At 45.1% G+C, this 15943-nt stretch carries 13 protein-coding genes and 1 other annotated feature; of the genes, 5 read left to right on the forward strand and 8 right to left on the reverse strand.

Annotated elements, in window-relative coordinates; translation table 11 throughout:
- Positions 1-130 precede the first annotated feature (130 nt).
- From T487_RS0105450 to T487_RS0105470, 5 genes are all read left to right on the forward strand, one after another.
- Positions 131-2335: an ABC transporter ATP-binding protein gene (locus tag T487_RS0105450; RefSeq protein WP_031575030.1), complete on the forward strand. Its 2205-nt coding sequence runs from the start codon at positions 131-133 to the stop codon at positions 2333-2335.
- Positions 2335-4188 carry an ABC transporter ATP-binding protein gene (locus T487_RS0105455; RefSeq protein WP_031575033.1) on the forward strand — a complete coding sequence of 618 codons (1854 nt, stop codon included), beginning with the start codon at positions 2335-2337 and terminating at the stop codon, positions 4186-4188. Before T487_RS0105450 ends, T487_RS0105455 begins: the two co-directional genes overlap by 1 nt.
- A gap of 248 nt (positions 4189-4436) precedes the next feature.
- Complete coding sequence (locus T487_RS0105460; RefSeq protein ID WP_051651537.1) at positions 4437-5762, forward strand: alpha/beta hydrolase family protein; 1326 nt, start codon at positions 4437-4439, stop codon at positions 5760-5762.
- Positions 5737-6183 (forward strand): LytTR family DNA-binding domain-containing protein, encoded by a 447-nt coding sequence (locus T487_RS0105465; protein ID WP_031575039.1) that lies wholly within the window; start codon positions 5737-5739, stop codon positions 6181-6183. The genes T487_RS0105460 and T487_RS0105465 overlap by 26 nt, the downstream gene beginning before the upstream one ends.
- The gene (locus T487_RS0105470) at positions 6183-6629 is read left to right on the forward strand and encodes a DUF3021 family protein (protein ID WP_031575041.1); all 447 of its coding nucleotides are present in this window, start codon (positions 6183-6185) and stop codon (positions 6627-6629) included. The genes T487_RS0105465 and T487_RS0105470 overlap by 1 nt, the downstream gene beginning before the upstream one ends.
- Before the next feature lie 80 nt (positions 6630-6709).
- On the opposite strand, the gene T487_RS0105475 is transcribed toward T487_RS0105470, so the two are convergent.
- The 8 genes from T487_RS0105475 to T487_RS0105510 form a co-directional block, all read right to left on the reverse strand.
- Positions 6710-8128 carry an MATE family efflux transporter gene (locus T487_RS0105475; RefSeq protein ID WP_031575043.1) on the reverse strand — a complete coding sequence of 473 codons (1419 nt, stop codon included), beginning with the start codon at positions 8126-8128 and terminating at the stop codon, positions 6710-6712.
- 234 nt (positions 8129-8362) lie between these two features.
- On the reverse strand, positions 8363-8860 hold the full coding sequence (locus T487_RS0105480; RefSeq protein WP_036909228.1) for a phosphatidylglycerophosphatase A family protein: 498 nt from the start codon (positions 8858-8860) through the stop codon (positions 8363-8365).
- Between the two features lie 13 nt (positions 8861-8873).
- Positions 8874-9872, reverse strand: a complete 999-nt coding sequence (locus tag T487_RS0105485) for a LacI family DNA-binding transcriptional regulator (protein WP_031575047.1) — start codon at positions 9870-9872, stop codon at positions 8874-8876.
- A gap of 300 nt (positions 9873-10172) precedes the next feature.
- Positions 10173-13286, reverse strand: a complete 3114-nt coding sequence (ileS, locus tag T487_RS0105490; protein WP_031575049.1) for an isoleucine--tRNA ligase — start codon at positions 13284-13286, stop codon at positions 10173-10175.
- Positions 13287-13333: 47 nt separating this feature from the next.
- Positions 13334-13566 (reverse strand) — a binding site (T-box leader).
- Between the two features lie 75 nt (positions 13567-13641).
- Positions 13642-14736: a hypothetical protein gene (locus T487_RS0105495; RefSeq protein WP_031575052.1), complete on the reverse strand. Its 1095-nt coding sequence runs from the start codon at positions 14734-14736 to the stop codon at positions 13642-13644.
- A 155-nt stretch (positions 14737-14891) separates the two neighbouring features.
- Complete coding sequence (locus tag T487_RS0105500) at positions 14892-15161, reverse strand: barstar family protein (RefSeq protein WP_031575054.1); 270 nt, start codon at positions 15159-15161, stop codon at positions 14892-14894.
- On the reverse strand, positions 15158-15718 hold the full coding sequence (locus T487_RS15375; protein WP_036909229.1) for a ribonuclease domain-containing protein: 561 nt from the start codon (positions 15716-15718) through the stop codon (positions 15158-15160). Before T487_RS15375 ends, T487_RS0105500 begins: the two co-directional genes overlap by 4 nt.
- On the reverse strand, positions 15718-15942 hold the full coding sequence (locus T487_RS0105510; protein WP_031575059.1) for a (2Fe-2S)-binding protein: 225 nt from the start codon (positions 15940-15942) through the stop codon (positions 15718-15720). The genes T487_RS15375 and T487_RS0105510 overlap by 1 nt, the downstream gene beginning before the upstream one ends.
- Between the last annotated feature and the right edge of the window lies 1 nt (position 15943).

Here is a 15943-nt window from a genome sequence, read left to right on the forward strand (position 1 = left end):
AGAAAAATTTCGAGACTTCAAGGTTTATTTATGAATTCATAATTATTATTGACTTATAACTTTCTCTAAAATATAATGAGTAAGATACAAAATGAAGTAAAAAACGAAAGCCAAAGGAGTGACCCGATTCATGCTGAAACTCATGCAGTTCTTAAAAAAATACAGCGTGCACATACTGATTATCATCGCACTCCTCTTTGCTCAGGCTTCCCTAGAGCTCTCGCTTCCAGACTATATGTCCAGAATCGTCAACGTGGGAATCCAGCAGGGAGGGATTGAAAAAACATATCCTGAAGTCTTATCCGGAGAGCAAAGAGAGATTCTTACGCTGCTCATGTCTCCTGAAGATCTGGCCTCTTTCGAGGAAGACTATACTGTCTATAATGGTGAAGATGCTTCTTTAGAGACGCTTTATCCAAAGCTCAGCGCCGGCTCTGACTACGTCCTTGTAGAAGGAGAACGCTCTGAAGAAGACATGTCCTACCTGACCCCTTACCTGGTCATGGCCTCGGGCCTTCAGGGAGAATCGGGCGAAAGCAATCCTATTGCCGGAGATGCCTTTGCAAACCTGCCAGAAGGCATGACACCACTGGAAGCGTTAAAGGGGATGCCAGAAGCCCAAAGGGCTAAGATCCTCGAAAGCGTCACAAAAACCCTGGATGCTCTGCCAAAAAGCATCCAGGACCAGACTGCAACACAGTTTGTCAAAGGAGAATATGAAACCCTAGGGAGAGATATTGGTAAAATCCAGACAAACTATGTAGTCACCGCTGGACTCCAGATGGTGGGCCTTGCCCTTCTGGCCATGGTGGTCGCTGTTCTGGTGGCTTATATTTCCAGTAAGGTATCTGCATATCTCAGCAGAGATCTGAGACTGTCTCTTTTTAAGAAAGTAGCTTCCTTCAGCAATGAGGAGTATAACGAATTTTCCACAGCCTCTCTCATCACAAGAAGCACCAACGATATCCAGCAGGTTCAGATATTCACCGTAATGCTTTTGAGAATGGTGTTCTTTGCTCCGATCCTTGGTATCGGCGGTATCATCAAAGCTCTGAGAACAAATCAGTCCATGGCCTGGGTCATCGCTGTTGGCGTTCTTGGCATCCTGATCTTAGTGGTCACCATGTTTACCGTGGCCCTGCCAAAGTTCAAATCTCTCCAGAAACTGGTGGATAAAGTGAACATGGTGGTCAGAGATTCACTGGTAGGCCTCATGGTCATCCGTGCTTTTAACACAGAACGTCATGAAGAGAAAAAATTTGAGGATGCCAATCAGAACCTCACAAAAACAAATCTCTTCATCTCCAGAATGATGTCCCTGATGCAGCCGCTCATGATGCTCATCATGAATGCACTGGGTATCCTCATTGTCTGGGTAGGCTCTTACGAAGTGGACATGGGAAATATGCAGGTAGGGGATATGATGGCGTACATTCAGTACACCATGCAGATTATGATGTCCTTCCTTATGCTGTCCATGGTCTCCATCATCCTGCCTAGAGCTTCCGTTTCTATGAACAGAATTGGGGAGGTTCTTGATAAGGATCTCAGCATCACAGACCCAATCCAGCCCATCGCCATGGAGAAAGGCATGAAGGGAGAGATCGAATTCAAAAATGTCTCCTTCAAGTATCCAGGAGCAGAAGATTATGTGCTGGAAAATATCACATTCACTGCGAAACCAGGTGAGACCACCGCCTTTATCGGTTCCACCGGTTCAGGAAAATCCACTCTCGTGAACCTCATTCCAAGATTCTACGATACCACAGAAGGAGAAATCCTCTTAAATGGTGTCAATATCAAGAATCTGATGCTGAAGGATTTGAGAGCAAGGATCGCCTATGTGCCACAAAAGGGAATTCTCTTCTCAGGTACTGCGGAATCCAATATCAAATACAGTGATGCCACTCTCTCTGATGAAGCCATGAAAAAGGCGGCAAGAATTGCCCAGGCGGAAGACTTCATCCTGGACAAAGAAGACGGCTATCAGTTTGGTATCGCCCAAGGAGGCGCTAATGTCTCCGGTGGACAAAGACAAAGACTTTCCATTGCTCGAGCTCTGGCAACGGATGCAGAAGCCATCATCTTTGATGACAGTTTCTCCGCACTGGACTACAAAACCGATTCAGCCCTAAGAGCTCAGCTGAAAAAAGAAGTGAACAATACGGTGCTCATCGTTGCTCAGAGAATCAGCACCATCAAAACCGCAGAAAAAATCATTGTACTGAACGAAGGAAAAATTGCCGGACAAGGCACTCATGAGGAGCTCATGAGAAGCTGCAGTGTCTATCAGGAAATTGCTTCCTCACAGATGACAAAGGAGGAGCTGGCATAATGCAAGATGAAAAAAGAAATACACAAATGAAAGCTCCCCGGGGACCTGGTGGTCCTGGCATGGGCCATGGTATGGCTATGGGAGACAAACCAAAGGACTTCAAGAAGACCTTCGGAAAACTGAAAGACTTTCTAAAGCCCTACTTCCTGCCTCTTGTTTTAGTGGTATGGTTTGCCATCGGCAGCACCATTTTTGGCATCACCGGACCTAAAATTCTTGGAAATGTCACCACTAAGATCTTTGAAGGGCTTTTAAGCAAGATCACCGGAGGTCCCGGTATTGATTTTGAAGGCATCCAAAGAACACTGCTGCTGCTTTTGGGCGTCTATGTCATATCCAGCATACTGGGCTTTATCCAGAGCTATATTGTGGCTGGCGTTGCGCAGAAGGTCTCCTATAACTTAAGAAAATCCATCGAAGAAAAAATCAACCGGCTGCCTCTTAGTTATTTTGACAAGAACAGCCATGGAGATGTCCTCTCCCGCATGACCAACGATGTGGATACGGTGTCTCAGAGCCTGAATCAGTCTCTGTCCCAGATCATCACCTCCGTCACCACCATCTTGGGTATTCTGGTCATGATGATTTCCATCTCAGTACCAATGACCCTCATCGCACTGCTCATTCTCCCCATCAGCATGGGACTCATGGTCACCATCATCAAGAGAAGCCAGCGCTTTTTCAAACAGCAGCAGGAGCTTCTTGGTAAAGCCAACGGATATGTGGAGGAAGCCTTTGGCGGACACATCATCCTGAAAGCCTTCAACCGGGAAGAAAAAGCGGTATCAGAGTTTACGGAAATCAACGAGGACCTGAAGGATTCCGCCTGGAAATCCCAGTTCTTCTCTGGACTCACTCAGCCGGTCATGATGTTTGTAGGTAACCTCGGATATGTGTTTGTTTCCATCTTAGGTGGGTACCTGGCCATCATCAAAGCCATTTCCGTCGGAGACATCTTAGCCTTTATCCAGTACATCCGACGTTTCACTCAGCCCATAGCTCAAGTGGCTCAGATTTCAAACGTTCTGCAGTCCACTGTGGCAGCATCAGAAAGAATCTTCGCCTTCCTGGAAGAAGAGGAAATTACAGAAGACGGCACTTTATCACTCCGTCAGGAGGATGTTAGAGGTGAAGTCAACTTCCACAATGTGCAATTCGGCTATAAAGAGAATGAACTCATCATCAAGAACTTCAGTCTTCATGTGGAGCCTGGCCAAAGAGTCGCCATCGTCGGCCCAACGGGTGCAGGTAAGACAACCCTCGTGAAGCTTCTCATGAGATACTATGAACTGAACAGCGGTTCCATCGAAGTGGACGGCACAGACATCAAAAACCTAAAAAGAAGGGATCTCAGAGACTCCATCGGTATGGTGCTTCAGGATACTTGGCTTTTCTCCGGCAGCATCATGGAAAATCTCCGCTACGGAAAACTGGATGCATCGGACGAAGAAGTGGTGAAAGCCTCTAAAGCTTCCTATGTACATCACTTTGTAAAAACACTGCCTAAGGGCTATGATATGGAAATCAATGAAGAAGCCACCAACATCAGCCAAGGCCAGAAACAGCTTCTGACCATTGCCAGAGTCTTCCTGAAAGACCCTGCCATTCTGATTCTCGATGAAGCCACAAGCTCTGTGGATACCAGAACAGAAGTACTCATTCAGGAAAGCATGGAAAAGCTCATGAAGGGCAGAACCAGCTTCATCATCGCCCACAGACTATCCACCATCCGAAACGCAGATGTGATCCTCGTCATGAACGAAGGGGATATCGTGGAAACCGGAACCCATGAAGAGCTTCTTGCGAAGAAAGGCTTCTATGAGAAGCTCTATAATTCACAGTTTGAAGGCTGATAGGCTCTTCTAGAAATTAAGACCATCATGAAAGTCATCCTTTCTTCCCATTAGTGGAGAGGATGACTTTTTTTGTTGACAAATCCCATGCAACTGGTCAGTATAAAGATAGAACGGGATATAACTTTGTTATTATTTAACACAGCCTGCAACTTATCCCCACATATGGTAACTCATCCAAGTTTCCTTGAAGCTCAATCTCTTTCAGGAATATACTGAGCACATAGAAAAACTTGGAGGTATCGATTATGTTTTATGTGGTATTGATTCTGTTGCTTCTTTTGGAAACTGCACTCTTTTATTTCAGCCTGAAACAGCAGGACAGACTGCTTCAGGAAAAGTGTATTGCCTACTCTGCTTTCACATTGATTCTGGTCCTTCTTTTTGGAGCAAAGATTCTCCCTTACAGCTTCCGGTTTATCCCGCTGATGCTGTGGCTCACAGGAAGACTCCTCGCAAATGGAGTCCTTCTGCTGAAAAAGAAGAAACGCCCCTTTAAGAAAGTAAAAGCTGGAATTCGCTACACCACTGCGGTCCTCACACTTCTCCTTTCACTGGTTCCGCTTCTTCTGTTCCCGCCTTTTGAACCCATCCAGGCAAGCGGATCCTACCAAGTAGAGACTAAAAAATTAACGTATACAGATCAGAGCCGTATGGATCCTTTCAGTGATGAGAACGCTCCCCGAAAGGTCACCGTGGATTTTTACTACCCTAAAACGGAGAACGGGAAGTTCCCTCTCATTCTGTTTTCTCATGGTGCTTTCGGATTCAGCAGCAGCAACTTCTTCACCTTCCAGGAACTGGCTTCCCACGGATATATCGTTGGAAGCATCAGCCACACTTCCCACGCCTTCTTCACAATGGATACAAAAAGAACCCTCACACTGGCTGATCAGGATTTCCTCCAAAAAGCCGTGGAGATCAACGGACTGAAAGACACAAGCCGGGAAGAGGAAGTCTTCCACATCACTAAGGAATGGATGAAACTCCGAACAGAAGATACCCATTTTCTTCTGGATACCATCCTCAGTGAATCCAGAAGCAGCTCTCCATCTATTCCCTTCTCACTTCTAGATGGTAATGCCATCGGGCTCTTTGGTCATTCCCTGGGAGGAGCATCCTCCGCAGAGACAGCAAGAGAACGAAATGATGTGGATGCGGTGATTGTTCTGGACGGCACCATGCTGGGCGAAGAAGTGGACTTTATAGATGGACATGTGGTTCTTAATGATACCCCCTATCCAGTACCCCTTCTGAATATATACGCAGAAGATCACTACGAAGGTGCCATGGAAACCCAAGGAGATGAATATGATAACTTTTATGCTTCTGCCCATGCCTTGGATGCTCGGGAGACGGTCTTCAAAGGAACAGGACATCTGAACTTCACAGACCTCCCCTTATTCTCCCCCATTCTTGCTGCAAAACTGGGGATTGGCCCCGCAGATGCAAGGTCTGCCATCGTCACCATGAATGAAATTGTGCTGGGATTTTTCAACAGCTATCTGAAAAATGAGGGTACGCCTCAGATTGAAAAGGAATATTTAGATGAAAGTACAAGTGCGGAAAATTAACGAGAAAGATCAGGAACAGCTTATCATTGAATGTGTGGAAGTCACAAAAGAGGTGGAAGAGATCAAATCCTTTGCCCTCTCAAAGGGCACCACACTCACAGGGATTCTTGAGGAAAGGATATTCACCTTTCCTCTCTCTGCTGTCTATTATTTTGAAGCTGTAGATGAACGGATTTTCGCCTATACCAAAAACCACAGCTATGAGATGAAGATGCGGCTCTATCAGGTAGAAGACCTCTACAAAGAACACCATTTCATCCGGTGTGGAAAGTCCTTTGTCATCAATCTCCTGAAGCTTCAAAGCATCAGTCCTGCCCTCAATGGCCGCTTCACGGCGCATATGAAAAACGGGGAAAAGATCATGGTTTCCAGGCAATATGTGCCCTCTCTAAAAAAGGCCGTACTTGGAGGTGCATTCTAATGGATTTTAAAACATTTCTCATAAAACGGGTCATGATGAGTTTTTTCATCTCCGTGACTCTCATAACCTTCGCCATGGCCATCGTCGGACTGATTTTCGAGCCCCAAATGACCTTCGGGTATGAAGCATTTCTTTCGCCTCTCATTTTCGGGGCTATTGCTTCCTTTCCCATGCTGGTCTTCTACAGTAATAAGGAGCAGAGCATGAAAGAAATCCTTCTGAGGTCGCTTATACATTTTTTACTCCTGGAGTTCCTCATCCTCTCAAACCTGTATATTTTGGGAATCCTCACATCTCCATCCATGGCTTTATCTCTTGCACTCACCATTTTTATCATCAATCTGGCAGTACATCTGGTGTCCTATGTTCATGACAGACGAGTTGCTGAGGAATTCAACAGCGCTCTTAGGCTTCTTCAGGAAAAGATACAGGATACAGAACCTTAGATGGCTTAAAATAGAAAAAAGGAACAGCTTCATCCGATGCTGTTCCTTTTATGTTCTATGCAATTATTCTTGAGAGATTCTTAAAGGCTCGCTCCAAGCTTTTTCTCCACATTTTCTTCAATCTGATCTTTTCTCTCCTCACGGTACTGCAATTCATCCCGATGGAGATTCTTCATTTCGGCGATGAGAACCACTGCGGTCACTGCGGTGGCAATGAAGTCCGCAATAGGCACTGCAGTCCAAATCCCCATGAGTCCAAAGAAATTCGGCAGAATGAGAATCAGTGGAATGAGCAGAATCACCTGTCTTAACATGGACAGGATGAAGGACTTCTGAGCCTTTCCAATGGCCTGGAAGAAGTTCGCACTGATGATCTGTGTTCCAATTACTGGCATCATGAGCATGAATCTTTTAATGCCTTCCACACCCATGGTCCTGATTTCAGGATCCTTGGAGATGAAGTTGATGAATACCTCAGGCATAATCTGTACAAACAAAAATCCAACGACACAAACTGCTGTTGCAGAAATCAGTCCCACATTCAGGGCTTCCCGGACTCTTCTGAAATTCTTTGCCCCGTAATTGAAACCAATGATGGGCTGAAGACCCTGATTCATACCAAAGATTGGCATAAAGAAAAGGGTCACCACAGAGTTGATGGCTGCGTAGGCACCAATGGCCAGAGAACCACCATAAGTGGAAAGACTCTGATTCATGAGAATTCCCACAACGCTTCCTGCCACCTGCATGGCAAAAGGTGAAGCTCCGATGGACATGATCTTCAGTACCAGCGAATTTGAATAGCGGATATACTCTTTCTTCAGTTTCAGCATGCTCTTCCCAGTGACAAAATAGGACATGGTCCAGACAAAGCTCGCAAACTGGGCAATGATGGTGGCCCAAGCAGCACCTGATACACCCATGTTGAATCCGTAAATGAGAATTGGGTCCAGTACCGTATTCGTGATGGCACCCACCAGCATAGTATACATGGCAATCTTTGCATTTCCTTCTGCACGGATGATGTTGTTGAGTCCAAAGGCGATGGTATTGAAGATGTTTCCGTATAAGATGATCCTTAGATAATCCTTGGCGTATACTCGTATGGTATCATCTGCACCATAAAGATTGACAATCTGCTCCAAAAAGATCAGGCCAAAAACTGTAATGGCAACGCCAGCCGCCGCCAGCATAAAAAATCCTGCTCCGAAAATTCTCTCTGCGTCGTCTTTCTTGTTCTGTCCCAGCTTAATAGAAATATTCGCTCCGGAACCTATTCCAAAGAGCATACCAAATCCCATGATGATAAAGGTGATGGGCAGTACTACCCCAATACCGCTGATGGCAAGTCCACCAACCAAAGGAATATTACCAATAAAAATTCTGTCCACAATGTTGTACAGGGACTGGACAATCATCCCTAAAATAGCTGGAATTGAAAACCTCAAGAACAGCTTGAAGATTTTCTCCTCTCTCATCAGCTTTGCACGATCTCCCATAATTTGAATCCTCCTCGGCCTTACGGCAAACTGCAACGCTAAAATATGTCTCACAGTTTTATTTTTTTATTAAATCATTGTACCTTATTAGGCATAACCATTATGATATTACTTTTATCCGGTTCTGTACAGTCATTTTTTTATAGAAAGAGATACAGATTTGAAAAATCTGTACTGCTTCCAAACAAAAGGAAAAGACACACAGTCCTCACTGTGCATCTTAAGCCTTTTCTTCTATGATCTGTCTGAATGAGCGAGTCTACTGGCAGCTGCCGCAGCTAAAGCTGCAACAATATCATCCAGGAAGGTGTTCACATGGATACCATGTTTTTCCTCATCCAGTTTTTTGATGATCCCGATTTTTTCTTTATCCAAATAGCCAAAGTTCGTCAGTCCGATGCTTCCATAAACATTGACGATGGAAAGAGGCAAGATTTCATCTATACCATAAAGGCCTTCGTCACTTTCCACGATTTCCTGCAGAGGTTCTGGCAGAAGCTTTTTCTCTGCAATCTCATCAATGGCGATGCCTGTCAGTACTGCATGGATGATTTCACGTTTTCTAAGAACCGCTTTGAGATTCTCCACACACATTTCTTTGGTGAGACCTTCATAGTATTTCTCCTGAAGAATCATGACGATATCCGCGATATCCTCCAATGTGACACCACGTCTCTCCAGAGTCTCAATGGTCATTGCATGGAGCTCCTCCATGTTGTATTTATAAGCCATGGCACTCTCCTTCTTACTTCTTTACAGAGTCTCTTTCCACTAAGTAGTACTGAAGTACATACTGGTTGTCTTCCAGAGGCTTATTGTTTACAGCTTTGATGAGCATTCTCATACCTACAGAACCCATATCATACATTGGCTGTGCAATGGTGGTAAGCTTTGGATAGAATACAGCCGCCATGTTTACGTCATTGAATCCCATGACATCCACATCTTCAGGACAACTTAAACCCTTGTCTCTTAATGCGTTGATGGCTCCCATGGCCGCTTCGTCAGAAGCGCAGAACACCGCATCAATTTCATGGTTTTCCAAAATCACATTGATTCCGTTGTATCCATCTGCAGGTTTCAGATCCCCAAAGTACACAAGGCCTGGGTCCACTTCCATGCCGCTGTCCTTGAGCGCTTTCTCATATCCGTTATAACGCTTGGATACTGCGTTGTTTCTGTCTTTCTTGAGTCCGATATAAGCAACTTTCTTATTGCCTTTATCGATGAGATACTTGGTAGCATCATAGGCCGCCTTCTTGTTGTCGATGGTGACGCTTGGCAGCTTTCCACCTGAAATCTTGGTTTCCACAAGAACGGTCTTCAGCTCCAGTTCATCGATAAGATCCAGAATCTCCCCTTCCAGGGAAGAACTCATATAAAGCATCCCGTCTACCATTTTTTCCTTCAGCACACGGATGTACTCTTTTTCTTTTTCAAGATCAGAATCCGAGTTGCAAAGAATGATGTTGTAATCATAAATATTCGCAACGTCTTCTGCGCCTCTTACGACTTCCGGATAGAACTGGTTAGATACATCCGGAACGAGAATTCCGATGGTCTTTGTCTTTTGTGTCTTTAAGCTTCTTGCCACGATATTCGGTCTGTAGCTCAGCTTTTTAATGGCGTCCTGCACCTTTTTCTTTGTATCCTCATTGACTACATCCACATTGTTTAACACTCGAGATACGGTGGCGATGGAGACGCCCGCTTCTCTTGCAACATCCTTAATTGAAGCTGCCATTTTACCCACTCCTCATCTATTCATTTTCATTGATTTACATTTCACTTTCAGATTCACTTTGCGAATTTACCGGTTTCGTAAACCTTTCCAATTCTATTGTAATATAGATTTCATGAAATAATTTTGAATTTTTCATGAAAATGTAAACCGATACCAGTTTTACATTTGATGATACTATCATATCATCTTCCACTCTACTATGTAAAGGTTTCATGAAAATAATTTACATAATAAACTGTATTTTCACTGTACAAAAAACCAGCTGCCTGTAAACAGCTGGTTTTCATGAAAATCCCTAAGTTACTTCACGACTTCTACTGCGATCTGAAGTGCTTCTCCATTGATGTTGAACTCCTCATAAGCATGTTCCTCACCATAGTGGAGCTCTTCTGTCAGAGTTTCCTTCTTCAAGTGGTCTTCAAACTTCTTCATGATGCTTTCCAGTCTTTCATTTCCGGAAACATAAAGTCTGATTTTATCAGCCACTTCAAAGCCCGTTTCCTTACGGAGATTCTGCACTTTCGAGATGATTTCCCGGACATCTCCTTCTTCCTTCAGCTCTGGGGTCACATTGGTGTCTAAGATGACACCCAGTTCTCCCTGTCCTGCGAAGGCATAACCAGGCAGACCCTGCATGGTCACCAGAAGATTTTCTGCATTGAGGATGATTTCTTCCCCATCGATGTCCACTGGCACTTCCTGACCTCCATTGATCTTGGATGCCAGATCCATCTGGTTCATCGCTCCGATGGCCGCTCTGATTTTTGGAATCATCTTGCCGTAGGACTTTCCTAAAACAGGAAGGTTTGGCTTGATCTCGAAATTCACGTACTGGGACAAATCTGCACCTAGTACAACTTCCTTGATGTTCAGCTCTTCCTTGATGATGTCTCCATAATACTCTGGAAGCTCCTTTTCAGAAATCAGCATCTGGGACAGAGGCTGACGGTTCTTCATGTTGGAGGTGTTTCTTGCACTTCTTCCTAAAGCCACCAGACTGTAGGCAAGCCCCATTTCCTTCTCAAGATTCTCATTGATGAGACTTTCGTCTGCTTCAGGGAATCTGCTGAAGTGGATGGACTCTTCTGCCGTTGGGTCCAGATTCACAACCAGGTTCTGGTACATGGTTTCTGCTAGGTATGGGATGAATGGCGCTGCCGTCTTCACTAGAGTCACCAGCACATGGTACAGGGTGGTGTATGCACTGATCTTGTCTTCTGACAGTTCATCAGACCAGAATCTTGCTCTGTTTCTTCTGACGTACCAGTTGGACAGACTGTCTGTGAACTCTTCAATGGACAGCGCCGCCTGGGTGATCCTGTAGCCATCCAGGTCTTCAGTCACTTTCTTCACGAGAGAGTTCAGCTTGGAGAGAATCCATTTGTCCATGACATTGTCTGACACATGGTTCTTATGCTCCAGCGGGTTGAACTGATCAAGATCCGCATACAGCACATAGAAGGAATAAACATTATAAAGGGTCAGAAGGAACTTTCTCTGGCTTTCCGCCACATCATCTTCAGAGAATCTTGTGGGCAGCCATGGCATGGATGCTGTGTAGAAATGCCATCTGGTGGCATCTGCACCCTGCTCGTTGATGACCTTCATCGGATCTACAACATTGCCCTTATGCTTGGACATCTTGATGCCCTTCTTGTCCAGAACGTGGCCCATAACAATGACATTTTCAAAAGGACTTCTGTCAAAGATGGCTGTGGAGATTGCAAGAAGGGTATAGAACCAGCCTCTTGTCTGATCCACTGCTTCAGAGATGAACTGCGCAGGGAAGTTCTCGTCAAACATTTCTTTGTTTTCAAAGGGATAGTGCCACTGGGCAAAAGGCATGGAGCCTGAGTCAAACCAGGCATCAATGACCTCATGGGTTCTCTTCATATCCCCGCCGCACTTTTCGCAGGTCAGGTGCACTTCATCGATGTATGGCTTATGAAGCTCAATGTTTTCAGGCACATGTTTGCCCTTTTTCTTCAGCTCTTCAATGGAACCGATACATTCTTTATGACCGCATTCACACTCCCAGATGGGCAGTGGTGTTCCCCAGTATCTGTCTCTGGAGATACCCCAGTCAATCACGTTTTCCAGGAACTTACCCATTCTTCCGGTTCTGACATTGTCTGGATACCAGTTGACGCTGTTGGAGTTTTCCAGAAGCTTGTCTCTTAAGGAGCTCATTCTCACAAACCAGCTGTCCTTTGGATAGTAAAGAAGTGGTGTGTCACATCTCCAGCAGTGTGGATAGGAGTGTGTGTACTTCTCTGTATGGAACAGTTTATTTTCTTTTTCCAGCCAGTCCAGGATGGCCTTGTCTGCCTTTCGGACATCCATGCCCTTGAAAGGCTCCACTTCATCCACAAACTTTCCTTCTTCATTGACCAGATGGATGAATGGGATGTTGTTCTTCATACCCACCATATAGTCATCTTCACCATAAGCTGGTGCAGTATGCACTACACCGGTACCGTCAGACAGAGTAACAAAGTCTCCATGGATCACGAAGAACGCTCTCTTTTCAGGGGTATGGAATGGCATCAGCTGCTCGTAGTCTGTGCCTACAAGCTCTTCGCCCAGGAACTCACGAACGATTTCATACTCTCTTCCGTCCAGAACCTTTCCGCAAAGCTCCTTGGCAAGGATGAGAATCTCCTCTCCCACTTTCGCTTCCACATAGGTAAAGCTCTTATTTACAGCCAGTGCTGCATTGGATGGCAGTGTCCATGGGGTTGTGGTCCAGGCGAGAATGTACTTATTCTCTGTGCCCTTCACCTTGAACTTGGCAATGGCGGTGGAGTCTTTGACATCCTTATACCCCTGCGCAACTTCATGGGAAGAAAGACCTGTTCCGCATCTTGGACAGTAGGGCATAACCTTGAAGCCCTTATAGAGAAGATCCTTTTCCCACATGGTCTTCAGCGCCCACCATTCAGATTCAATATAGTCATTTTTATAGGTGATGTAAGGGTCTTCCATGTCTACCCAGAAACCGATCTTCTCAGACATTTCTTTCCACATGCTGGTGTACTTGAATACACTTTCCTTACATTCATTGATGAAGTTTTCTACCCCATACTCTTCAATGCCTTCTTTTCCGTTGATGCCCAGTTTCTTTTCGATCTCCAGCTCCACTGGAAGACCATGGGTGTCCCAACCGGCTTTTCTTAGAACTTTATACCCTTTCATCACTTTGTATCTTGGAATAAGATCCTTGATGACTCTTGTCAGTACGTGTCCTACGTGCGGTTTGCCATTGGCCGTTGGCGGGCCATCAAAGAATGTGAATACTTCCCCATCCTGATTCAGTTTGTAGTTTTTTTCTACGATGTCTTTCTCATGCCACAGTTCACGGATTTCATCTTCCATGGAAACAAAAGATTTTCCCGCTTCTACTTTTTTGTACATGCTCTCAACAACTCCTCTTCTCCCTAATAAATAAAAAAGACCCGCCCAAATAGGGCGAGGTCTCGCTATACCACCTAAATATAATTTTCAGATACAGGAAGAAACACGTCTTCTTATATATCCTATTTCCGTAACGTGAAATCACGTATCTTCTTACTTTAAGGTTCAGAAGATCCGCTCCCAGGTGATTTTCTCATCTCTCCGCTTAAGGTTTTGCACCAGCCAACCTCTCTCTGCAAGCGGTAATAAAGAAGATACTCTTCCTGATCACAGCGTTTGACCACATAATTATAGTATATGCCTTATACCTTGTCAAACAACTTATTTGACTATTTAGCCCACAATCCCCCTGGACTTAGGATGGATTTTTGCGTCCGAGATAAGCTTTCATGGAAACCACATTCTTGTTCTCCAGCTTTTTCTTTGGATGATGATCGTAGGAATAGCCTAAATAGCTCCATCGGGCTACTTTATTCATATAATCCATGAATTTCTTTCGGATGTCTTTGATGCTTTCTTTCTGTGTCAGAGTGATGCCTTGGAAGAACTCCTCCACAATCACCTCCGGATGAGGATGCTTTCTTGCAAGGTCCATGGTGAAGTTCAGGAACATCAGAAGAACCACTTCTTTCGGCACTTGGTAGAACAGATCCTCTGTGAGCTCTTCTGACACTTTGGCCTCCTCCATGGACAGATAAAGATCCATATACTCATCCTCGTTTTCAATGAAGTCCGGATGTCCCGCCTGAAGGAGTTCTTCTCTTGTAAGAGGACGATAACCAAAAAGCTTCTCTTTCATTGAAATCTCAGTTAGATCATAATAATCCTGATAATCCGCAGCCAGGATGTATTCTGTCTCACCGATGTCCACAGACTCGTACAGCCCATCCAGGGTCAGCTTATAGGACAGTACCCGATTGAAGAACGTGAAATCCATATTGCCATGATTGGTATGAACAAGCTCAAAAAGCTTCTCCAGAGGCAAAGCACCATAATAATACAGTGCACCTTCCACCATACGGGCCGCTTCATCCAGATATCCTGCAAAACTTCTTCTTTCCGGTTCCAGATGAGATTCGAATACGGAAAGGAACTCTTCACTGACAAACACGTCCGCAAGTTCGCTTTCCACATCAAATTGTGAAGTCACGATGCAAAGATCCAGGAGTCTGTCCACTGCATCCAAGAGTTCATGGTTCTCTTCATTCATATCCACGGTGATCATGCCGTTTGCTTTCTTTATTGTGTTTAAAAGGGCAAGGTCTTCCTGGGAGAGCATGTAGAATGCTTCTGCCGGGTAGGATTTCTGAGCGTTCTCAAGCTTCTCCACAAGGACCTCTATAGGATCTTCCTCACTGAAGTCCTCATCAAAATGGTCCAGTGCAATGCTGAGATCTTCCACCTCGCAAGTGTCCAAAAGTTCTTTGATGGTCTTATATCTAAAATTCATGTGTTTCTCCTTTGACTTATCATGATTCCTTCATTATGAGGAATCTGTCTTCTTCTATTCATTATAACGGATAGTTGTGAAAAGGGAGAGAAGATTCTTGTGAAAAAGCAAAAAGAAAACCGCCAGGGAGGATTTTCTCTCCGGCGGTGCCTTACCTATCTGATTTCTACCTTGATCCGATCTGTCTCTTCGGGAAGCTCCAGAAAAAGAGCCAGAAGCGCTTCTCCGTAAGATCCCAGACTTTCGAGAATACAGTCTTTGTGGAGGATGATGATCTCTGTGTCCTTTCCAAGGGTAGTCAGAAGATCCCACAGCGCATCGAGATTCTTCCCATAGTAGTCTGGAAAGTCAAACTTCCGTTTGAGATACGCATGGGTTACTTCCTTTGTGATCATCCGTTTTCCATTCAAATGCACTTTTTTCATGGCACTGCCCCTTCCTTATCATAGAGCTGTGTAAAGGACTCATAGTGGTCTCCCGTATAATAAATGAGTCCATCGCTGGAATAAACAATCCTCTTCTCATTCCGGTATCCGCCAGCATAGTCGATGTCACACTCATACCACTTTCTGCCGCTGGCACTGGGGAGAAGCCCTTCCCGGTTCCCGAACCGGTCTCCACCGATGCTCATTTTTTCTGTCACTTCCCAGAGATTCCCTTCGCTGGCTGCCCAGCCAAGATCTTCCGCTTCCCTTTTTGTCAGGTAATTTCCTGGAAGCTTCCCGAAGGTATGAAGGTATAGGGCCACCTCTTCTTTGCTGGTATAATGCCCCTCTTCTGTAATCTCCGGCACACCTGTTTCTGGGTCCTCTTCTTTTTCCGGAGACTCCACCCCAGGGGATTCACCCGGGTTTTCTTCAGATACCCCCGGTGTGTTTACCGCTTCCTCCACCACAGCATCGAGGATGCTGCATCCTGCAAAAAGGGCTGCCAGCAGAAGTACCAGCAAGAAGGAAAGACTTTTTCTGCGGATTCTCTTCATTACTCCCAGTCTCCTTCCTTATATCCATCAATGAGCCCTTTGATTTTCAGGCCGCATCGTCTTCCTCTGCATTCTCCCGTCATAGCTCCTGTGGCTTCACTGACTTTCATCACCGTATCTGCCCCTTGCCTTATGGCATCTTTGATTTTTCTTCTGGGAATGGCTCTGCAGATGCAGACCTTGGTGATGTTGTCCATGATTTGTTCCTGTTTCTGATCATCCATC

It is taken from the genome of Proteiniclasticum ruminis DSM 24773, from assembly GCF_000701905.1.
Taxonomy (GTDB): Bacteria; Bacillota; Clostridia; order Clostridiales; family Clostridiaceae; genus Proteiniclasticum; species Proteiniclasticum ruminis.